Origin of the sequence: Hymenobacter psoromatis (assembly GCA_001596155.1) — a bacterium.
GTDB lineage: Bacteria > Bacteroidota > Bacteroidia > Cytophagales > Hymenobacteraceae > Hymenobacter.
On record CP014771.1, the window covers coordinates 3,967,834 to 3,989,753 of the forward strand.

Below are 21,920 nucleotides of genomic sequence, written 5' to 3' on the forward strand. Positions count from 1 at the left end.
AACAAGCGGTTAAAATCCCAGGTTGGCCCCAATGAGGAAGGTTTTGGCCAGTGGCGGCGTGTAGAAGTCGTGGCCCAGCGCGATGATATTGGCCCCCAGACCGAACGTATTCACCTCGGGGTCGTAGCCGGTGTACTTGGTAAAAGTAGCCAGGTTTTGGGCCGTGAGGTAGATGCGCACCGTTTGCAGGTAGCCGCGCTTCACCAGGTCGGCGGGCAGGTTGTAGCCCAGCGTCACGTTCTTGACGCGGAAAAACGAGCCATCCTGCACAAAGCGCGACGAGTTGCCAGTGCCGTTGCCCGAGCCAAAGCTCGACTTGGGGATGTTGGTGATGTCGCCCGGCTTCTGCCAGCGGTTGAGCTGGTCAATGGTCTGGTTATCAAGGTAGTTGTTGAAGCCCGTGGACTGGTACACGCCGGCCGCGTTGTAGATGTCGTTGCCGTAGCTGAACTGCCCCAGCGCGCTCAAATCGAAGCCTTTGAAGCTGGCCGTGGTGTTCACGCCGCCCGTAAACTTGGGGTTGGGGTTGCCCACTTTCATATCGGGGGCCGCGCCGTAGTTGTTGCTGGCCGAGCCGTCGGCCTGGGTGTAGAGCGCGTCGCCGTTGGCGGGGTCAACGCCCGCGTAGCGCTTGGTGTAGAACACGCCCAGCGGCTCGCCCTGCTGCACGCGGCTGATGATGGCACCGCCCGGAATGATGGGGGTAGCGAGCGAGGTAATCAGGTTGCGGTTGAACGACATGTTGCCGCCCACGCTCCACTTAAAGTCGCCGTCCAGGATGCGGCCGTTCAGGGCAATTTCCAGGCCCCGGTTGCGCAGCCCGCCCACGTTTTGCGTAATGGTGCTGAAGCCGTTGGTCAGGGGCAGCGGGCGGCTGAGCAGCAGCTTGTCCGTTTGCTTCTGATACAGGTCCACTTCACCCGTGATGCGGTTTTGCAGAAAGCCGAACTCCACGCCCAGGTCGGTCTGCTTGGTGTTTTCCCAGGTCAGGGTCGGGTCACCGAGGGCAGACCCGATAAACGTACCCGACTGGTCGGCGTAGGGTAGGGCCGAAACCAGGCTGCGCGACGAGAAGTTGCCAATCTCAGCGTTGCCGGTGAGGCCGAAGCTGGCCCGCACCTTGAGGTAGTTGATGAGGGTGTTGCCCTTCAAAAAGCTCTCCTCCGACAGCAAATAGCCGATGGAGCCCGCCCCGAAGGTGCCGTAGCGCCGCTCCGTGCCAAAGCGCGACGAGCCATCCTCCCGCACGCTGCCGCTGAGCAGGTACTTGTTCTGAAAAGCGTAGTTGACGCGGGCGAAGTACGACAGAATGGAATAGCCGGTGCCCGACGAGCCCGAGCCGCCCGTTTTCACGGCCGCGCTGTTGATGCGCGTGAAGTCACTAGTGGGGAAGCCCCGGCCTTCGGCCGAAGTCACGCGCGAGTCGGAGCGCTGGTACGACTCACCCACCAGCACATCGACGTGGTGGTCGCCAAAATCGCGGGCGTAGGTGGCCGTGTTATTATTGGTGTAGTTAACTACCTGGCTTTGCGCGCTGAAGGCGTAGCCGGTGGCGGCCCCGGTCTGGGTGCCGGCGCTGCGCACCAGGTCTTCGTTCAGGTCCAGAAAGTCGCCGCCCACTTCCGTGCGCAGCGTCAGGCCCTTCATCGGCGTAAAGTTGAGGTAAGCCGAGCTGAACGAGCGGTAGGTGCCGGCGCGGTTCATACCCAGCTCCTGGTCAATCAGGGCGTTGTAGTAGATGGTCTGGGCGTTGAGCAGGCCCGTGGCCGGGTCGTATACCGGCTGGGTAGGGGCCAGGGCATTGAGCTGCAAGGGGTTAGAGAAGTCATTGTCGCCCGCCACCCGGTCGTTCACGGTCCGGGCCAGCGAGGTATTGAATCCCACCTTCAGGTTGTCCAGGATGCTGTGGTCGATGTTCAGGCGCAGGCTACCCCGCCGGAAGCGGTTGCCCACGATAATACCCTTCTGGTCGTTAAAGGTGCCGCTGAGGTAGAAGCGCGTTTTGGCATCGCCGCCGCTCACGCTAAAGTCATACTGCGCCACGTTGGCCCCGCCAAAGAGCTTGTATTTGCCCAGGTTGCGGAAAGCCTGGTCGCTCCAGTTAGTATTGTAGGGCGAATTGTAGTCAAGCCCAAAAAATCTGGTGAACGCGCGGGGCAGGGTAGCCTGCTTGGCGTAGCCACCATTGATGAGCGCCTCGCCCAGCAGCTCATTATACTGCGAGGCATCCAGAAACTGCCGCTGGCGGGTGGGCGCGCTGATGCCGTAGTAGTAGCCGGCCGTTACCTTGGTTTTGCCCTGCTTACCCTTGCGGGTGGTAATGATGATAACCCCGTTCGAGGCCCGCGAGCCGTAGATGGCCGAGGCCGAGGCATCTTTCAGAATGCTGATGCTCTCGATGTCGTTGGGGTTGAGGTCGGCCAGTGGGTTCAGCGGCTCGGTGCTGGCCTGCGACTGGTCCTGCGAAGTCACCGGGATGCCGTCAATCACGTACAGCGGCTGGTTGGAGGCCGACACCGACGAGGTGCCGCGCACCTGAATGTTGAGGCCCTGGCCCAGCTTGCCGCTGCCCTGGTTAATTACTACCCCCGGCGTGCGGCCCTGAATGGACTGCTCGAACGACTGCACCGGCTGGTTCTGCACCACGCTGCCCGAAAGCTGCGTCACCGCCCCGGTCAGGTCGGCCTTGCTCTGGGTGCCGTAGCCCACCACCACCGCCTCATCAAGCGAAGTAGCGCTGGCCGACAGCATAATGTTGAAGGTGGTCTGGCTGCCCACCGGCAGCGTCTGGGTCGCGTAGCCGATAGAGCTGATAATGAGCTTGGCATTGGGCTGCACAGTCAGCTGAAAGTTGCCATTGGCGCCGCTGGTGGTGCCGTTGATGGTGCCCTGCTCCACGATGGTAGCGCCCGGCAGCGAGCCCGCATCGGAACCCGCCACGTGCCCACTAATGGCGCGCGTCTGGGCCGCGACCTGCAGAGCCATCAGCCAGCCCAGCAGCAATAGCAATACCCGCACGGGAGTAAACGATTTTCTGTTCATACAGACGGTTTGAAAGTGAGAAATAAAACCAGTAGCCAAGCTACTGTTAAGGAATTGTAAGGGACCTTGTGGGCGCAAATAAGTTTATTTTTCTGAATGCTGGGTGAGCATTTTAGTAATAATTAGTTGAAATGAATTTATAGCTCAGCACTAGCTTCACGTAACTATCGGATTATAAATAAAAAAGCCCACGACTGGCTGGTCGCAGGCTTTTTGCGCGGAAAACCTGGCGTTTAGTAGCCGGCGTTCTGTACCAGGTTAGGGTTGGCGTTGATTTCGCGGAAGGGGATAGGAAATACCAGGCGGTTGGCATTCCAGGTAATTGCCGCGCCGGTGAGCGGGTCGGCCGTCGATTCCATGTTACGCTTAAGGTCGCCGAGGCGGAAACCCTCGAAGGCCAGTTCAATGCGCCGCTCCTTCAGGATGGCGGCCAGCGTCGCGGTGGGGAGGGGGGGTAGCCCAGCCCGCGCCCGAATGGCGTTGATGTCGGCCAGGGGGGTAGCGCCCGTCGTGGTGCCGGCCCGGAAGTTGGCCTCGGCGCGGGTTAGCAGCATTTCGTCCGCGCGCATGACCTTGATGTTGCCATACAGCGCGTCGTACTTGCGGGTGTAGGCCGGCGCGGTGGCCGTTGGCGTGGTGTAGAGCAGGGCGCGCGAGTCGCCGGCTTCAAAAAGGCTGAGAAACTGCGGCTGAATGGTCACGTCGGCGCGGCGATTGCGGGCGTAGAACGTATTCAGCTGATTGATACCACTTTGCGCCGTGATTTGGATGGTAAAAATGTCCTCAATGGTATTGGTGTTGGTGGTTATCGGAATGGTCGCCGTCGCCACGTTGGCCGGGTTATAGCCAAAGTTTGCTCCGTAAAAGCTATTCAGCGCAAACTGCGTAGCGCTCACCGCCCGGTTGGCGGCGGCGGCCGCGGCCGGGTAGTTGCCCTGCTGCAAATAGACCCGCGCCAGCAGCGCCGCGCAGGCGTAGCGGGTAGCCGAAAAAGAGTTGAGGCCACCGCCCGTTGTCAGCCTGGCCTCGGCCACGGTGAGGTCAGTGATAACCTGCGCGTACACCTCGGCTACCGTGTTGCGGCTCACGTTGCTTTCGGCCGTCACGGTGAGGGTAGGGGCCAGCACCAGCGGCACGCCGGGGTTGCTGGCGGGCGAGCCGTCGTTCCAGGCTTTGCCGTAGGCGCGCACCAGGTCAAAATAAACCAGCGAGCGGATGAACTTGGCCTCGCCCTCGCCGCTGGCCTGCTGAGCCGGCGTGTCGAGCTTCCCAATGTTGGCCAGCACGTTATTGGTGCGGTTGATAACGTCGTAGGCGCTCAGCCAGGTAGCGCTTATCTGGCTGTTGGTGATGAGCAGGGTCTTGCGCTGGGCCTCCTGGGGCTGGGTATAAGTGCCCACGAAGCTCTCGTCGCCATTGTCGGCCAGCAGGTCGGTCATCAGCTGGAGGTAGCCGCCGTACAGGTTCACGCTTTGCAGGCCCGCGTAGCAGCCCACTAGCGCGGCTTGCACGTCGCTGGAATTATTAAAAGCCTGCGTCGTGTCGATGTAGCTGACCGGCTGCACGTTGAGCTTGTTGTTGCAGCTCTCCAGGCCCCCCAGGAGCAGAACTGCCGTCAGCAGTCCGGGTACGATTTTCTTCATAAGATAAAAAGCTAGAGGTAAAGGAGGATAGCGGCCGGCACCTAGAAACCCAGGTTGAGGCCCACGGTGTAGGTGCGCGCCTGCGGCGCGGTGTAGAAGCTGATGCCCTGGCTGATGTTGTTGGCAGTGGTGTTGCCCGTGCCCGTCACGTAGTCGGTGCTCACTTCGGGGTCCCAGCCAGTGTACTTGGTGAAGGTCAGCAGGTTGTAGCCCTGCACGAAGAGGCGGGCCGACTGCAGAAAGCCCCGCTTGGCCAGCGCGCTGGGCAGGTTGTAGCCCAACACCACCGAGCGCAGGCGGCCGTAGTCGCCGTTTTGCACGAAGCGCGACGACTGCCCGGTGCCGTTGCCGCCGTTGTAGATGGCTTTGGGCACGTTCGTAATGTCGCCGGGCTTCTGCCAGCGGTTGAGCTGGTCGCGGGTCTGGTTGTCGTAGCCATTGTTAAAGCTGGCCGAAAAGAAAGGCGCGCCCCCGTCGTAAATCTGGTTGCCAAACACGCCCACGAGCGTGGCCGTCAGGTCGAAGCCCTTGTAGGTGAAGGTGTTCGTGATGCCGCCCGTCCAGCGCGGGTTGGGGTTGCCGATGGGCACGTTGGTCGCCAGGTTGATGTTGGTGGTGGTGCCACGGTTGAGTGTGCCGTCGGCGTTGGTCGTGTTCAGGTAGTAGAGCGCGTTGCCGTTGGCGGGGTCCACGCCCGCGTATTCAGGCCCCACGAACTCGCCCAGCGGCTGGCCCGCCTGCGCCCGGTTCAAAAAGCTGCCCAGGATGGCGGGGCCGGCCAGGTCCAGTATCTTGTTCTGGTTGACGGAGGCATTCACGCTGGTAGTCCAAGTGAAGTCACCCACGAAATTGCGCGTGGTCAGCGTCAGCTCCAGGCCCTGGTTGCGCAGGCTGCCCACGTTGGCATTGCGCACCGAGAAGCCCGAGGTGCCCGGCACCGGCTGCGACAGTAGCAGGCCGGTCGTGTTCTTGCGGTAGATATCGACCTCGCCGCTGATGCGGTTGTTGAACAAGCCGTATTCCAGCCCAGCATCGTACTGCACCGTCGATTCCCAACCCAGCACGTCGTTGCCCAGCTGGTAGGGGCTCTGGCCGGGCGTGCCCACGTAGCCCGCGTTGCCCGCGAAGAGGCTGCGCGAGGCGAAGTTGCCGAAGTTCTGGTTGCCCGTTTTGCCCAGGCTGGCGCGCACCTTCAGCAGGCTCAAAGTAGTATTGCCCTTCAAAAAGTCTTCTTCCGAAAGCAGCCAGCCCACTGAGCCCGCTGGAAAAATGCCGTAGCGCCGCTCCGCGCCGAAGCGCGACGAGCCATCGAGGCGCGCGCTGGCCCCTACCAGATACTTGCCCTGAAAGGCGTAAGCCCCACGGGCAAAGTACGATACCAGCGCGTAGCTCGTGGTAAACGAGGTGCCGGCCGTAATCTGGGCGGCGTTGTCGAGGGTGCGGTACGAGTCGGAGGCAAACTGAGTGCCCGTCACGCTATTGCCCGTGATGCGGGAGCTCTCGTAGCTCGTGCCCAGCGTCAACTCCAGCGAGTGTTTTTCGGCGAAAATATTCTTATAGGAGAAGTAGTTGTTGACGATAACCTTGGCGTCGGTCTGGTTGGAATTGTAGCCGAAGCCGTTGGTGTTGCCCGTGTTGCGCGAGGTAATGCGGCCCAGGTACTGCTCTTCGCTCTGATTGAGCACATCGGTGCCCAGCTCCGAGCGGAACACCAAGCCTTTGGTCAGCTTCAATTGGGCATACACGTTGCCCAGCAGCCGGTACACCGTAGTCACGTAGGAGCCGCCCTGAATGCTCAGCAGCGGGTTATAGTAAAAAGGGAAAGCATTAGTACCAGTGTTGGGCTGGCCCGTGGTGGGGTCCAGCGCCCCACTCAGCTGCCCCGAGCGCGGGTCAATGAGCGGCGTAATCGGGGCCAGGGCCACAATCTGCATGGGCGTGCTGAACGCGTTGTCGTTGGGTAGGCGGTTGTTCACCGACCGCGTGGCCGTCAGGTTCAGGCCAAACGAGAGCCGCTCCGTAGCCTGGTGGTCGAGGTTGAAGCGCGAAGCGATGCGCTCGTACTGGTTGCTGACGAGGATGCCCTTCTGCTTGCTGTACTGCCCCGAGAAGTAAAAGCGCGTTTTGTCGGTGCCGCCGCTGGCGTTCAGGTCATATTGCTGGAAAGCAGCCCGTTGCAATACCTGGTCCTGCCAGTTGGTGTCGTAGGTGAGCGGGTCGGTAGCCCCACCCGCGTAGCCACTAAGGCGGGACGCGATGTTGGCTGGCACGGCGAAAGTGCCGCCGCGGTTCACCAGCGCCTCCGTCAGCAGCATCACGTATTCCTGGCTGTTCAGGAAGTCGCGCTTGTGCGTGGGCTCACTGAAGCCGCCCTGAATGCCCACGTTGAAGCGTGTGGCACCCGCCTTACCGCGCTTAGTGGTAATGAGTACTACCCCGTTGGTAGCCCGCGAGCCGTAGATGGCCGAGGCCGAAGCATCCTTGAGCACCGAAATGCTCTCAATGTCATTAGGGTTGATGTCGGCAATGGGATTGGTAGCCGCCGTGGTAGAAGACAGGTTATCAGCCACTACCGGCACGCCATCCACCACGTACAGCGGCTGCGCGCTGCCACTGATGCTCGACACGCCGCGCACCCGCACCCGAATGCCCTGGCCCAGCTTGCCACTGCTATTTTCGATAAATACGCCGGCCGCCTTGCCCTGAATCGACTGCTCGAACGACTGCACCGGCTGGTCGCCCACGTCCTTGCTCGTGAGCTGCACCACCGAGCCCGTGAGGTCGGCCTTGGTCTGGGTGCCGTAGCCCACCACCACGGCCTCGGCCAGGTCGGTGGCCGAGTTTTGCAGCACCACGTCGAAGCGGCTGCGGCCACTCACGGCAATAGTCTGCGACGCAAAGCCTACCGAGCTGATGACCAGCATAGCGCCCGGCTGCACCGCCAGCGAAAAGCTGCCTTCCGCGTTGCTGGTCACGCCGTTGGTGGTGCCGCGCTCCACGATGGTCGCACCCGGCACGGGGCTGCCGTCGGTGCCGGTCACGCGGCCATTCACCACCTGCGACTGGGCCAGCGCCGGCAAAGCCGCCATCATCAGTAAAGGAGTAAAAATGTTCCTCATAAGGTAAGTTGATTAAAGGGTGTTTAAGCAATAATGAGCGTTGGGTAAACAAAATCGTCACCTGCAAAGTAAAGGGGGTAGTAAGAAAAAATTCGCAAAAAACTAAAAAATAGTCCAAAATTTGAAAGGGTAAATCTCATTCACTAAGAATAAAGTTTGGTAGTGACCCTATTTTTGAAGGGGGTATCTAGAAAAGCCAACAGTTGCTTTAGCGTATCAACGGCTGCCCTATGCCTGCGCTGCCAGCTTACCACCACAGCCGCCGCGCCCCGTACCTTTGCTGCCACGCATGAAGCCAACCATTCACTACCTCACCACGGCCGCTCAGGTGGCCGAGGCCGCCGCCCATTTTGCTACCCTGCCCCGCATCGGTATCGACCTGGAATTCGATGATAACCGCTACCGCTACGGTCGTCACCTGGCCCTGATTCAGGTATTCGACGGCACTACCGTTTACCTGATTGACCCCCTACCCCTGGAGCCCGAGATGGCCGCCGGCCTGGCGCCGCTGTTCGCGGTGCTGCGCGACCCCGCCGTGGCCAAGGTCTTTCACTCCTGCAAATCGGATATTTTGCTGCTCGACGAGCTGTTTAGCGTCACGTGCCGCACCATTGTCGATACCAGCGTGCAGTTCACGCTGCTGGCTTTGGAAGACAATAATATTTCCCTGGGCCGCCTCATTCAGAGCGAGTTGGGCTTTGAGGTGGATAAGGGCGAGCAGAAGTCGAACTGGCTCAAGCGCCCCCTCACCGAAGCCCAAAAAGAGTACGCCGCCAACGACGTGCTCTACCTGTTCGAGCTGACCGACCGCCTCACCGTGCGCCTGCAAGAGCAGGGTAGGGCGCAGTGGGCGGCCGAAGAAAACCAGGCCCTCGAAGCCGTGCGCTACGGCCGCGGCGAGCTGCGCCCGCACCTGCGCCTGGCCGGCAAGTTTCGCATCGGCCCGCAGGAGCTGCCGCTGTTTCGGGAACTCTACGCGCTGCGCGACCGCGTGGCACGGCTGCTCGACCGCCCTAGCTACATGGTGCTCAGCAACGACCGGCTGGCCGAAATCACGCACCAGCCCATTGCTTCGCACGGCGCGCTACGCACCGCCGGCGGCCTGCACCCCGAGCTCAAGCGCGCCCCTTACGCCGACGAGCTGGTGGCCCTCGCCACCGCCGAGCTGGCCCCCGACGGCCCCCTACCCCCCGACCAGCGCCGGCCGCAGCCGTTTCGCCGCCGCTTCGGTGGCCCGGTGGCGGCCAGGGCCGAAGCCCGCGAAGGCTTGCTCAACGCCCTCAAAAACCACCTGGCCACTGACTTCAGCCCCGTGCTGGCCAACACCGTGCTTAGCAACCGCCTCATCGGCGACGTGGTGGAGCAGGGCAGCCTGGCCGCCCTGCGCCCCTGGCAGCGCCAGCTGCTGGGCGAAACCGCCGGCCAACACGGCTTGGCTATCAGTGAGTTGGAAGAGCCGCTGCAAGCATAGTTAAAGGCTAACGTGCTAAAAAAGAACGTCATGCTGAACGTAGTGAAGCATCTCGCCCGATTCGTTGAACGATACTCAAACGAAGTGGTAGAGATGCTTCACTGCGTTCAGCATGACGTTCTTTTTTGGTTTGTATTCTTATTACTCTCGCTAGCCGCCCTACCCACCCTGGCGCAGGAAAGCCCGCTATTACGCGGCCGGGTGCTCGACGCTGATACTCACCAGCCTATTCCGAATGCGCAGGTCGGTATTGGTAATAACCGCCTGGGTACCAGCACTAATCTTGATGGCCGCTTTGCGCTGCGCGTGCCCGCCGCTTACCAAAGCAGCGAGCTGGAAGTGGCCCTGCTGGGCTACCGCAACTACCACCGGCCCCTACCCCCCCTGCCGGGGCCGGAGCTGCTGATTGAGCTGCGCATCAGTCCGGCCAGCCTGGGCACGGTGAGCGTCACGGCCTCGGCCGAGGGGATAATCCGGGAGGCGGTGGCGCGCATTCCGCGCAACTATCCGGTGCGGCCGACCCAGCTCACGGGTTTCTACCGCGAGTCGGACGAGGAGGCGGCCGGCCGGCACTACGACTACCTCGTGGAAGGCCAGCTACGAGTGTATAAGCCTGGTTATCAGCACCCGCGCGAAGCCGGCCAGACGCAGGTGCTGGAATCGCGCCGGGTGGACCTGCGCCCCGCCCGGCCCGACGGCCTGGCCCTGCCCGGCCTCAACTGGATGGCGGGCGCGCTGGTGCCGCACCGCTTCGACTTCGTGCGCAACCGGGCCGAATTCATCAATCCGGCGCATTTCCGGGACTACCAGTACCGGTTTAGTCCGCAAACCACGTTTCAGGGGCGGGCGGTGTACGTTATCACCTTCGCGCCGCGGCCGGGCACCGACCGGGCCAATTTTGCGGGCGAAGTGTACATTGACGAGCGCAATTATGCTCTGCTGGGAGCTGCCTGGCACCGCACGCCGGCCGGCATCCGGCGCGAGAATATGCTGGTGTTTGAGGCCACCGAGCGGGCGTACCGGGCCGACTACCAGCGCTATGCGGGGCGCTATTATCTGAAAAGCATCTGGTACAACACCTTGGGCCGGCCGGTGGCCGGGCGGGTGCGCCACCACCTGGCCGAGTACGTGACCACGGCCATCGACACGGCCCAGGCGCAACCGCCTACCTACCTGGAGCGCAGCCAGTACGCCGATATTTTCCTGAAAAACCCGGTGCCCTACGATTCCACGTTTTGGCAGCACTACACCACCCTGCTCCCCCCCGACGCCCTGCTCGACCAGACCCGCCAGCGCCTGGCCGATACGCTGCTGCGGCGCCCTACCCCCCCGGTCGCGGCCGAAGTGCCGGCCACCCCGGCCGCGCCAGTCGCCAGGAAGTGGCGGCTGTTCAACCACTTGCGCTACACCTATGCGGGCGGCCTGCTGCCGGTGCGGCTGCCCGCCGCCGACCTGCGCGCGGCGCTGGCGCCCGGCGGCTCCGCGTTCAGCGCCGACGTGCGGGCCAGCCCCACGCCCCAGGCCCTCACCTATCAATACAGCTTCGGGTTGCAGCTCGATTTGGTGGGCGGCCTGAGCGCCTACGCCACCGCGCGCCACGTGCTGCGCCAGCTGCGGGGCGAGGGCTGGGAGGCTGGCCTCACCTACGCCCGCAACCTGAACCCGCGCGGCCGGCCGCTGCTGGCTCGGGCCGGTATAGCCTACTTGCGCCAGAGTGTGGGCCGCGAGCTGGGCACTGTGCCCAACCCCGACGCCGGCCTGCGCCTGGGCGGCAGCCCCTTGCCCGGCGACCAGCTCACGCTCTCCCTCCAAAACGTGACCGACGCGCTGCTGCCCAAACTCGGGCTGGGCGTGGAGCTAAACCACCGCTGGGAGGCCGTGGCCGACCTCGGCTACGTGCTGCCGCTGCGCACTCGCGGGCAGCTATTAATCGAAGAAGACAAGGGCTTTTTCAATTTCAATCAGCACACGGCTGACCTCAGCCTGCCCGCCACCGAGGCGCGGGTGCTCGTGAATGGCCAGCCCGCCACCAGCGGCCCCTGGCAGCTGGGCCGCCTGCTGCCGAGCGTGGGCGTGCTGTACCGGCTGGGGCACTAGGGGAGGGGTAGGGTGTGGATGAGGAAGCGTCGAACGCCGCTTGAACGTCATTCCTCGGCAAGCTCGGAAGGACGTTCTTTTTTAATCAACTCCAATTTTATACTCCTCGCGAAGTAGGGTGCGGGGCTTGTCCCCGCCCGTCGTTGAACACCTCGCGCTGGATTCGTTCAACGACGGGCGGGGACAAGCCCCGCACCCTACTTCGCGAGGAGTATAACTCCAAAAAAGTGTGCTGACCTAGAAGCTGCTGGCAGGGGGGTAGGCGGCCAAGCGGTGTAATTTTGAGCTGGCCCGCCCGTGGTCCGCCCGTTTTTTATCCGAATGACCGAACCAACCGCGCCACTTTCTACGCCCCTGCCACGGACTCAGCCCCGGCCGCGCCGCTGGGGCTGGCCCCTGGCGGTGCTGCTGCTGAGTGCGTTGGCCGGGGCGGGCGCGCTGGCCTACCGCCTGCTGTACGCGCCCAACGTGCCGGCCGCCGTGGACGGTGCGGCGTACCTGTACATTCGGAGGGGGGTAGGGCTGAACGCGGTGCTCGACTCGCTGCGGCAGCCCGGCATGCTGGACCGCCCCGCCGATTTTGCGCGGGTGGCGCGCTGGCGGGGCTTCGGCACGGCGGCCCATCTGGTGCGGCCGGGCCGCTACACGCTGCCGGCGGGCGCGGGCAACCTCGACCTGCTGCGCCTGCTCGAAAGCGGCCGGCAGGATACGCTGGCCTTCACCCTCAAGCCGTTTAACTACCTGCCGCAGTTGCCGCGCCAGGCTGGTCGCCAGCTTAGCATAGATACTACCCAGCTGCATAAGTTATTGACTGATAATGCGTATTTGACTCGCCGCTACGGCCTCGATACGGCCACCATACGTACGCTCTTCATTCCCGGCACGCTGCGGCTGTTCTGGCCCACGCCGGCGGTGGCCTTCCTCGATTCGGTAGCGATGCGGCACCGGCGCTTCTGGAACGGCCGGCGGCTGGCCGAGGCTGACTCCCTTCACCTGAGTCCCGTGCAGGTGGCGGTGCTGGCCAGCATCGTGCAGCGCGAAACGGCCCAGCCCCTCGACCGGCCCGTCATCGCGGGCGTGTATCTCAACCGTCTGCGCCGCGGCCAGCCCCTGCAGGCCGACCCTACCCTGCTCTGGCCGCTGCACGGCCTCGGCACCCGCAAGCGCGTGCTCAACGTGGATAAAAAAGTTGATTCGCCCTACAACACTTACCGCCACAAGGGCTTGCCGCCCGGCCCCATCACCACGCCCTACCCCCAGGCCCTGGACGCGGTGCTGCGCCCGGCGCACCACAACTTCGTCTTCTTCTGCGCCCGCCCCGATGGCAGCGGCTTTTCCGATTTCAGCGAAACCTTTGCCCAACACAAGGCCTTCGCCCGCCGCTTTCAGCATCATTTAGATAGCTTGAAAATCAAGCGATAGTCGTCTGTCATTGCGAGCGCAACGAAGTGGAGCGCGGCAATCTTTCCTGGCCGGCCGCATACATTGAATTTACTAACCCAGATGTGAAGGAAAGATTGCCGCGCTCCACTTCGTTGCGCTCGCAATGACAGACGACATTAATCTTTAATCACTGAAAAATGCGTCTCGTAATTCAGCGCGTCCGCGAAGCCTCCGTCACCGTGGAGGACACCATTACCGGCCAGATTGGCCCCGGCCTGCTGGTGCTGGTCGGCTGCGCGCCCACCGACGACGAGGCCGCCCTGGCCTGGATGGCCCGCAAGCTCGTCGGCCTGCGCATCTTCAACGACGACCACGGCCAGATGAACCGTAGCGTGCGCGACGTGGGCGGCCAGGTGCTGGTAGTGAGCCAGTTTACGCTGCTGGCCGATGCGCGCAAGGGCAACCGCCCCAGCTACAGCGGGGCCGCGCCGCCCGCCGTGGCCGCGCCGCTCTACGAGCGCTTCGTGGCCCTCACGGCGCGGGAGCTGGGCCAGCCGGTGCCCACCGGCATCTTCGGGGCCGACATGCAGGTGCGCCTCCTCAACGATGGCCCGGTGACGATTGTGCTGGATTCACCCGCCTGATTTCTGCGTACTTTGCAGCATGACTACCTACCTCACCGAGCGCATCACCGTGGACCCGGAACGGTGTTTTGGCAAGCCTACCGTTCGGGGTACCCGCTTGCAAGTTGATACCGTGTTAGGCTACCTGGCGGCCGGTGACACGCTGGCCGATATTCTGGAATCCTTCCCGACGCTGGAGCCGGCTGACATTCCAGCGTGCCTGGAATTTGCGCAGCAGATTATTCAGCAGCAGTTTGCGCAACAGGCCGCGTAGTGCATGGTGCGATTTCTAGTTGATATTAATCTGCCTTACCGATTTGCTTATTGGCGGGGTGAGGAGTTTTTACATCAGCGCGACCTGAACGAGCGCTGGCCAAATGTATCAATCCGGAAATATGCGGCTGACCACAACCTAACTATCATCACGAAGGATAAGGATTTCGCGCAGCTCATACGCCAGCAGGAGCCCCCACCGCGGGTTCTTTGGCTGCGAAGCGGCAGTTGTAGCTTGCGGCAGCTTCACCATTTTTTAGCGCCGCACTGGGAGCAGGCCCTAAGTTTACTTTTCAAGCACGCTAGTTAAAGCTATGCCCTTTAGGGCAAGACTTTAGTTGCTACTCCCTTTCGCCGGCCTTGCTTATGCAAGAACGGTCAATTTTTGATTGTCAGTTAGTTATTGCTCTTTGCCCAACGACTGACGCTAGCGTTTCGCCAGCAGAATTTCATTCTAGAGCGGCCCACTTTCAGTGGCTTCTTTCAGCCGGCTTTAGCCGAAACCGCCGAATTCCATTCGCTTTCAAACCTATGGACTTACAGTCCATAGTCGTTTAGTGCCAATCAGTAAGCTGGTTGCCATTGAACAGGCGGGCTTGGTAAGCAGCTGATTTTTATGACAATTGAACAAGCCCAAGCCACTGTCGATGAGTGGATAACCACCACCGGCGTGCGCTATTTCAGCGAGCTAACCAACCTGGCCATTCTCACCGAAGAGGTGGGCGAGGTGGCGCGCCTCATCGCCCGGCAATACGGTGAGCAGTCGTTCAAGGACTCGGACCGGGGTAGGGAGTTGGGCGACGAGTTGGCCGATGTGTTGTTCGTGGTCATTTGCCTGGCCAACCAAACCGGCGTGAACCTCACTGACGCGCTGGCCCGCAACCTGGCCAAGAAAACCCAGCGCGACGCCACCCGCCACCGCGACAACCCAAAATTGGGGGCGAAGAAGGAAGAATGAGGAATCATATTGTTTTCGGAGTATGCTGCGAAAAAAGAACGTCATTCCGAGCTTGTCGAGGAATGACGTTCTTTTTTAATCAACTTGCTCAACGAGTATAATTTCTCCTTCCCAATTAACTCCATGAACCCGCACCTAAGCCGCCTGCTGGCCGTGGCACAGCAGCCCAGTCGCCGCATCATCGGCCTCATGTCGGGCACCTCGCTCGATGGCCTCGACGTGGCGCTGTGCCGCTGCACCGGCCACGACGCTGCGCTGCAAGTAACGATGGAACAGTTTGTTACGGTGCCGTATGAGGCGGCGTTTCAGGCGCGGCTGCGGGCCGTTAGTCAGCCGCGGGTTGACCTGGAAGAGGTGGTGCTGCTCAATGCGGAGGTGGCGCGCCGCCACGCGGCCACGGTGCTGGCTTGCCTGGCCGGGTGGGGGGTAGGGCCGGCCGAGGTCGATGTGTTGGCCAGCCACGGGCAGACCATCTGGCACGCGCCGCGCCACCAGCACGGCCGGGCCGACTTTCCGCACCACGCCACGCTGCAAATCGGCGACGGCGACCACCTGGCCGTGGGCACGGGCATTATCACGCTCTCCGATTTTCGGCAAAAGCACGTGGCCGCCGGCTTCGAGGGCGCGCCGCTGGCCCCGTTTGCCGACAAATTATTATTCCGCCAGCCAGGAGTTAATCGCCTGCTGCTCAACTTGGGCGGCATCGCCAACTTCACGCTCTTGCCCGCCGACGGCGGCCCCGCCCAGGCCACCGACACCGGCCCCGGCAACACGCTGCTCGACGCCGTGGTGCGCCAGCGCTACCCCGGCCAAGCCTACGACGAAGGCGGCCGCCTGGCCGCGCGGGGCCAGCCGCACGCCGGGCTGCTGGCGGCCTTGCGCAGCCATTCGTTTTTCAGCGAGCCCTTCCCCAAAACCACTGGGCCGGAGCTTTTTTCACCGAATTATCTGGCTGAAAACCAGCGCTGTACGGGCACAAAAAATTTATCGGTATCCGACCTGCTGGCCACGCTTATCGAGCTGAGCGCCGGGGCCGTGGCGCAGGGCGTGCGGCACTACCTGGGCCCTGCGCCCGCCGCCGACGCGCTGGTGAGCGGTGGCGGCGCCCACAACGCCACGCTGCTGGCCGCCCTGGCCCGCCACCTGCCGGCCACCCGCCTGCGCAGCACCGCCGAGGCCGGCGTGCCGCCCGATGCCAAAGAAGCCGTGCTTTTCGCGGTGCTAGCCAATGAAGCGCTGGCGGGCAACGGCCTGAGCCTGGGCAAAATCTCCCTGCCCGGCTAACGCTGACGCCGCAGCCCGAAGCCTAGCACCGCCCGCGCCGTCGTGTCGCGAAACGTGACCTCCAGCAGCACCGGCGGCGGCCGGCGCGCCGAGTCGCTGGCAAACGTGAAGCGGCAAAACCACTGGCTGCTCACCCGCCCGGTCCCGAGCCGCACGCCCACCTGGTAGAGTTCGATGGCTGGGCCGCGCGCCTGCCCCTGCTGCCACAGCGGCCGGGCGGCCGCCCCAAACGCCGCCAGCGGCACGCCCACCCGCACCTCGGGTGCCAGGCGGCGGTAGGCCGCCGGGTAGTCGGCCCGCAGCACTTCGCCCAAAAACCGCCGGGCCACCTGCGCCTGCGTCGGTGCGGGGGGGTAGGGCCGCGCCGCCGCCAGCAGCCCGGCGGCCAGCAGAACCAACGCAATGCCGCCCCAGGCACGCACTCTGCCGCCCGGAAAATAGTTGACCATACGGGGAAGCACCAGAGTTGGAACAGAAATTCCCGCTAAGATTATAGGGAATGGTTGCTTTTCTAATACTTTCCAGTTGGTAAAGTAAGGTTAAGCGTCTTCAACTAGCATTAGCCGCTGCTTTAGCTAAGTTCCTGTACCTATTTGGTTGCCTGAAGCGGGCACTTCCAGGCAATGCCAGTTGAATTTCTCTGCTGCTACCACTACCGAAAATGAAAAAACACCTGGTGGCAGCCAAACCCTCGCCGGCCCGCTGAGCGTGCCCTACTGGCGTTTCCAGGCCCCTTAATCTTAGCCCTAGAGTGACCTACCCTACTAGCATTTCTCCGCCCGAAATTATTTTTTGGTTACGAAGGACTACCAGCCGAAATTGTTGCTATATTTGGGCCGTCTCCGCTCTCTGCCACGTCCGCCTAACTACCCGCGCCTCCGGGCCTCGTTTTGCCCCATGTACCCTACCCCTCCGTAGGGTTTCGTCTGACTTCGACTAGCCTAGCCCTAGCAGACTCGTGCCAGTACGTTTTCCGTAGCTTTCCCCTGCCGTCTTGTTGGCAGTGCCCATCTTCGCCCATGCTTCGCCGCGAGGAGCGTTCTCGGGGCCTCTATTAGCACTTTTCCGCTAACCGAAGTGTTCTGTTCTTTCCCTTTAGTTCTGGGAAAAGTTCCTTAACATAACAAGGGTTATAACCTCGACCTTGGAATAGTGGTTGGTTTTGGTTCACGTAGTCGCAGTTGCCGGCGTGGTACTTTGCTAGGGTTATCGCAACTCTTTTGAGCGATTTGTTGCCAGTCTTTGTTCTAGGCGAAGAAAGTTCACGAAAATATCATCTCTGGCGAATCGGCCTGCAAAAGGCCACAGTAACAGCTTAACGCTGGCTTAGTGGGTTATTAAGTACTTATTGTATAAATATGTAGATTTCTATCCCGTGTGACGAGAAGTTTTACACTGTATATTAGGTACTTGCAACCAAAATCTGGCGGCGATGCTCTTTATACAAGGCCGCTGTGGCTCCTAGTCCCATTTCTTTTTCTCAAACGCTCCTCAGTTTATGAAAGCTAACCAAATCCTTGCCCTGGCTGGCATTAGTATGCTAGCCATGAGTAACAGTTGCCACAAAGAAGATGCCTCTCCTGACCTCGGTTTAACAACTGGACGGCTGGTGAAGCTGGAAAACACAATTGATGGGGCTGGACAAAATCCGCGTCAGCGCTGGATTATAGACCTGGCCCCGTTATCTCTTCCTGGCTATCAGGGAACCCTTTACCAACAGGCTAAAGTGTTTAATCTGCCCACGAATACTACTTACCAGGCAGGGCAGAGTCTTTCGTTTCACTACCAGCTGGTACCCTTTGCGCAACAGACACCGTGGCGCACTACCTATGAATGGGGTAATGCTCACCCGACACCAGTGGGAGCAGATTCCTTACCCGAAATTACTGTTTCCGATGCCGCTAATTAAGCATACAAACTCTAAGATAATGATTTAGTGGTAACCGAAGCGGCACGAGGATTTTATTCGTGCTACCTAGCTAGTTCGCCTGCCTTTTATTATGTTTTTTCCCACCTTTACCCTCCTTTTCCATGAAAAATGTCTACCAAACATTGGTTCACCGCCTAGGCACTGGTCGAGAAATCAAACTGCTATTAGGTTTCTTAGCCAGCGCTTCCGTTAGTCACGCGCAATCACTCGCTCCGCCCCATCCATATTTTGGATTTAAGGCTATGCAGAGCCCTGGTACGACTCAAGTGGTTGTACCGCCAATTCAACCAGCTGCGCCAATGGTTAAGCAGTTCTCTGTTAATAAAGGATTCACAACCAACTCCTTGACTAACGGGCAGAATGATGACGTTCAGCTATTTCCGTCGAATAACTCTCAGTCGGAAGTGCATATTTCCATTGACAAGACAAATCCCAATAATTTAATTGCCAGTTCAAATGTGTTCCTTAGTAATGGCGGTTTTTCTGTAGGCTATTATTACAGCACGAACGGGGCGCAAAGTTGGGCTGGTGGCGATAACCTTCCTAACAGTGGACAGACCACTGGTGACCCAGCCACAGCATACGATGCCGGTGGGCGGGCGTACCTAGTTAATATGGCTTCTAGTAGTGACGCGTACCGAGTGCAATCCTCTGGGGACAAAGGGAGTACTTGGACCAACCAAGTAGCGGGGTGCCCTGCCGAATACGAGTTTGACAAAGAAATGATTGCGGCCGATGATGTGCCCACCAGTCCATATAGCAACACGCTCTATACAGCTTGGACAATTTTTGCGGCAGATGGCGCTTCGACGATTAAAGTCAATCATTCTACTGACCGATTACAAGCAGTTCGAGGCCAGAACTTTTCGGCTCCTGTAACCTTGGTAAATCCTACAGCAGGCTACGATTCAGGTACGAATGTGCAAACCGGACCGAATGGCGAAGTTTATGTGTGCTGGGCTGATTATCCCACCCGTTCTGGCGCGTCCACAGGTGTTGGATTTACCCGCTCGACTGACGGCGGCAATAACTTTACAAGTCAATCTATTGCATTTGCTAGAACTGGCATTGAAATAAACAGCATATTCCCAGACCCTTTGTTCAACAACACGCGAGTCAATGATTTTCCTGCGATGGCGGTGGATAAGAGTAGTACCGCCCACCGGGGCCGTATTTACATTGTGTATCCAGCAAAGAATAATGGATTAAGTACAGGTAAAGCCGTTATTCAACTCCGCTATTCGGATAACCAAGGCAGCTCGTGGTCCGCTCCCGTTACGGTAAGTATTTCAAATGGTCAGCAGAATTGGTTTCCGTGGATAGCAGTAGATGACACGAACGGTGATGTGAGTATTGCGTACTATAGCATGGATGGACCATCGGGGAGCTTCACCACCAACACTTATGTGGCTTACTCAGGTGACGGAGGAAGCTCCTTCTGTAATTTGAAAGTGAGCGACGCCTCACATATTCCGGTAACTTCAGCCGGTCAACGCGTCGCCTCCGGTTACATGGGCGACTACATTGGCATTACGGCTTATGGAGGGAAAGCATATCCAACTTGGGCTGATAACCGCACTGGCACTAGTACTTATCAAGTGTACACCTCGCCGGTATCGTATGCAACTATTACCGGCCCTACCCAGATATGCATTAATAATACTGCAACTTACAGCGCTGCTCTTGTGACTGGTGCAAGTGTTAGTTGGTCTTCTTCCGATACGGGCATTGCCACCATTAATTCATCTACGGGAACGGCGACAGGTGTCGCACAGGGAAGCGTTACGTTCACTGCCACGGTTACGACTAGCTGTGGAACAACGTTAACCCGCACCAAAACTGTCCAAATCGGTGCTACCACAGCCACTGGCACGTATTCTAACGGTCCCTATGGTACCCGCACTCCCTTGGCCGGGTCCTATCAGTTCGTTCCCGCTAACCAGACATATTATATCTGGATGGACCAGCCCTACAACTTTACTTTTTCTCTTGTCGGCCCTAATGGAACGAATACAAATATAAATATAAATATAACTGGTCCCCAGACTTGTAATTTTACCTTTCCGGGGTCCAGTGTCCAACTCAATGCCACTGCTACTTCTGGCAGTGCTTGTGGCTCTACCTTATCGTCCGTATTCGTAGCTCCTTACGGCAGCTATGCGATGACGCCAAATCCGGCAAGCTCGGAACTCACGGTGACGAACACTGCGCCGGACTTGGCAGCTCAGTATCAGCTCAAAGACGCTGATAAAGCGCACATACCTGATATGCCGTTCGATGCAGACTTGTATGACATGTACGGCAAGAAAGTTAAGTCACTGACCAACGTGCAAGGAAAGGGTATATTTGATGTGAGCAGCTTGCCCGCTGGCCTTTACAATCTGCGAGTGGGTAAGGGCAAAGACATGCACATGGAACACGTTCAGATTGTGCATTAGGATGCTGCGAAGGCTAGCTGCTCTAGCTCCAACCCGCAGCTAGTTTCGCGCCACCAGCTTTATAAAAAGGCCCTGCTAGTGAAGCAGGGCCTTTTTTGTTTCCGTCCAGCAGGCCCACAAGCCCATATGGGGTGCTTTTAGTAGGCGAACATAATCCTACGCTAAACAGTAAAGGCCGTCTCAAAAAGTCAATCACCGAGGTCAAACCAAACCATTGATTCATGAGATGGCCAAAAAACACATTCTTAGAAGGTTATAAACGGCTAATTTGAGAGCCCTTCTTGCGTTCTGTTAAACGCCCATTTTCTGAGATGCCAGCTTAAAAAGTGCATCCACTTCATCTAATGGGCGTTTTACTAGCTTAGGGGGAAGCACAAGACTAGGAGCAGAAATTCCCGCTAAGATTATGCGCTATGTTCAATAGGTGCCTTACAGGTGTTCAGATGGCTGTTAACACTTTTAAAACCACCGTTTAGAAAATGTTAGCACACCCACTATCCCCTATGTCAGGTCCATTTTTAGCCTAGCTGGCCAATCAAGTTCCTGCGAGCATTATATTGAACATAGCGCATAATCTTAGCGGGAATTTCTGCTCCTAGTCTTGTGCTTCCCCCATACCCAAAAATAGAGCGGGGCGGCTACCCAAGGGTAGCCGCCCCGCCTGGGTCCGCCAGCAAACGGGGGCTTACTCTACTACTACTACCCGACGCACGGCGTGCAAGCCGGAGCCGCTCAGGTACAGCACGTACACCCCGGCCGCCAGGCCCGCGGTCGAAAACTCGGCCTGACCCGGCTGGCCGGGCACCAGCGCCAGGCTCTGGGTGGCAATGCGCTGGCCTTGAGCGGTGTACAGGGTTAACGCGACAGCCAGTTGCGGGCCGGCGGTGCTTAGCCGCACGCGCAGGGGGGTAGCGTGGGGCACGGGGTTGGGAGCAAGGCTGAAGTCAGCGCCAAGCAGCTCCTCGTTAGCCTCCAGGCTGGGCGTGAAGCTGTTAGCCAGCTGGCTGCGCTGGGCAGCGCGGGCGCTGGGCAGCGCCACGGTCAGTTGGTGCACCCACACGTTGTTGCCGTCGTTGCTTTCCCGCACTAGGTTGAGGTAGTCGGCCACCCCCAGCAGGTAATAGGTGCCCGCGGCAGTGCCGGTGGGCACGACCACGCTGGCAGGAAGGAGTAATAGATTATCCGGCGATATGGCCGTGGTGATGGCTTCGCCCAGCAGCACGTCGTCGCTGCTAAGCGTGGCATCGACCGAGAGGTAGTAGCCCAGCACCGAGAAGCCCGCGCGCCGGGTGCCAATATTTCGGATGGTCGTCGGCACCACGGTCGGGCTGCCCACCGTTAGCAGGGTAGGGGCCGGCTGCGGAGAAGCCACGATAACGAGGTCGGGTGCCGGGGGCGGTTCCGGCCAGCTCTGGGTAGCAAAGATTTCGCCCCGCCCGGCATTGCTGGCGGCAGGCAGCTTATTTTCCTGGGCGCGCAGAGGAGCTGCGGAGAAGCTGAATAGGACCACGCCCAGAAATAAGTGTGATAACTTGTAGGAAGTAGCGAGTTTTTTCATATAATAGTTCTAATTTTCAAGCAGTTGTAGGTACTATAAAACGAAGATAATGGGTCATAATACAAAATGCCCACTATTTTCAAAATAGTGGGCATTTTGTA

Annotated in this window: 14 protein-coding genes; 9 read left to right on the top strand and 5 right to left on the bottom strand. The window is 59.8% G+C overall.

Annotated features, from left to right (window positions below):
• Positions 1 to 9: 9 nt before the first annotated feature.
• The 3 genes from A0257_17035 to A0257_17045 all read right to left on the bottom strand — a co-directional run bounded on the left by A0257_17035 (position 10) and on the right by A0257_17045 (position 7,804).
• On the bottom strand, positions 10 to 2,985 hold the full coding sequence (locus tag A0257_17035; GenBank protein AMR29821.1) for a SusC/RagA family TonB-linked outer membrane protein: 2,976 nt from the start codon (positions 2,983 to 2,985) through the stop codon (positions 10 to 12).
• Between the two features lie 290 nt (positions 2,986 to 3,275).
• Positions 3,276 to 4,685 carry a hypothetical protein gene (locus A0257_17040; protein ID AMR28633.1) on the bottom strand — a complete coding sequence of 470 codons (1,410 nt, stop codon included), beginning with the start codon at positions 4,683 to 4,685 and terminating at the stop codon, positions 3,276 to 3,278.
• Between the two features lie 41 nt (positions 4,686 to 4,726).
• Complete coding sequence (locus A0257_17045) at positions 4,727 to 7,804, bottom strand: SusC/RagA family TonB-linked outer membrane protein (GenBank protein AMR28634.1); 3,078 nt, start codon at positions 7,802 to 7,804, stop codon at positions 4,727 to 4,729.
• Positions 7,805 to 8,093: 289 nt separating this feature from the next.
• Between A0257_17045 and A0257_17050 the strand changes: the two genes are divergently transcribed.
• The 8 genes from A0257_17050 (at position 8,094) to A0257_17085 (ending at position 15,893) form a co-directional block, all read left to right on the top strand.
• Positions 8,094 to 9,275 (top strand): hypothetical protein, encoded by a 1,182-nt coding sequence (locus A0257_17050; protein ID AMR28635.1) that lies wholly within the window; start codon positions 8,094 to 8,096, stop codon positions 9,273 to 9,275.
• 93 nt (positions 9,276 to 9,368) lie between these two features.
• Positions 9,369 to 11,372 (top strand): hypothetical protein, encoded by a 2,004-nt coding sequence (locus A0257_17055; GenBank protein AMR28636.1) that lies wholly within the window; start codon positions 9,369 to 9,371, stop codon positions 11,370 to 11,372.
• Positions 11,373 to 11,693: 321 nt separating this feature from the next.
• On the top strand, positions 11,694 to 12,794 hold the full coding sequence (locus A0257_17060; GenBank protein ID AMR28637.1) for a hypothetical protein: 1,101 nt from the start codon (positions 11,694 to 11,696) through the stop codon (positions 12,792 to 12,794).
• 158 nt (positions 12,795 to 12,952) lie between these two features.
• Positions 12,953 to 13,399 carry a D-tyrosyl-tRNA(Tyr) deacylase gene (locus tag A0257_17065; GenBank protein AMR28638.1) on the top strand — a complete coding sequence of 149 codons (447 nt, stop codon included), beginning with the start codon at positions 12,953 to 12,955 and terminating at the stop codon, positions 13,397 to 13,399.
• Between the two features lie 19 nt (positions 13,400 to 13,418).
• Complete coding sequence (locus tag A0257_17070; GenBank protein AMR28639.1) at positions 13,419 to 13,652, top strand: hypothetical protein; 234 nt, start codon at positions 13,419 to 13,421, stop codon at positions 13,650 to 13,652.
• 3 nt (positions 13,653 to 13,655) lie between these two features.
• Entirely contained in the window at positions 13,656 to 13,961 is a 306-nt protein-coding gene (locus A0257_17075; protein AMR28640.1) for a hypothetical protein, read from the top strand.
• 306 nt (positions 13,962 to 14,267) lie between these two features.
• A complete protein-coding gene (locus A0257_17080) occupies positions 14,268 to 14,609 on the top strand; it encodes a pyrophosphatase (GenBank protein AMR28641.1) in 342 nt (113 codons plus the stop codon).
• Between the two features lie 123 nt (positions 14,610 to 14,732).
• The gene (locus A0257_17085; GenBank protein AMR28642.1) at positions 14,733 to 15,893 is read left to right on the top strand and encodes an anhydro-N-acetylmuramic acid kinase; all 1,161 of its coding nucleotides are present in this window, start codon (positions 14,733 to 14,735) and stop codon (positions 15,891 to 15,893) included.
• On the opposite strand, the gene A0257_17090 is transcribed toward A0257_17085, so the two are convergent.
• Positions 15,890 to 16,342: a hypothetical protein gene (locus tag A0257_17090; protein AMR28643.1), complete on the bottom strand. Its 453-nt coding sequence runs from the start codon at positions 16,340 to 16,342 to the stop codon at positions 15,890 to 15,892. The genes A0257_17085 and A0257_17090 overlap by 4 nt on opposite strands.
• Positions 16,343 to 19,985: 3,643 nt before the next feature.
• Here A0257_17090 and A0257_17095 point away from each other — a divergent pair.
• Positions 19,986 to 20,261 (top strand): hypothetical protein, encoded by a 276-nt coding sequence (locus A0257_17095; GenBank protein ID AMR28644.1) that lies wholly within the window; start codon positions 19,986 to 19,988, stop codon positions 20,259 to 20,261.
• A gap of 685 nt (positions 20,262 to 20,946) precedes the next feature.
• On the opposite strand, the gene A0257_17100 is transcribed toward A0257_17095, so the two are convergent.
• Positions 20,947 to 21,819, bottom strand: coding sequence for a hypothetical protein (locus tag A0257_17100; protein AMR28645.1), 873 nt, complete (start codon positions 21,817 to 21,819; stop codon positions 20,947 to 20,949).
• Positions 21,820 to 21,920: the final 101 nt, after the last annotated feature.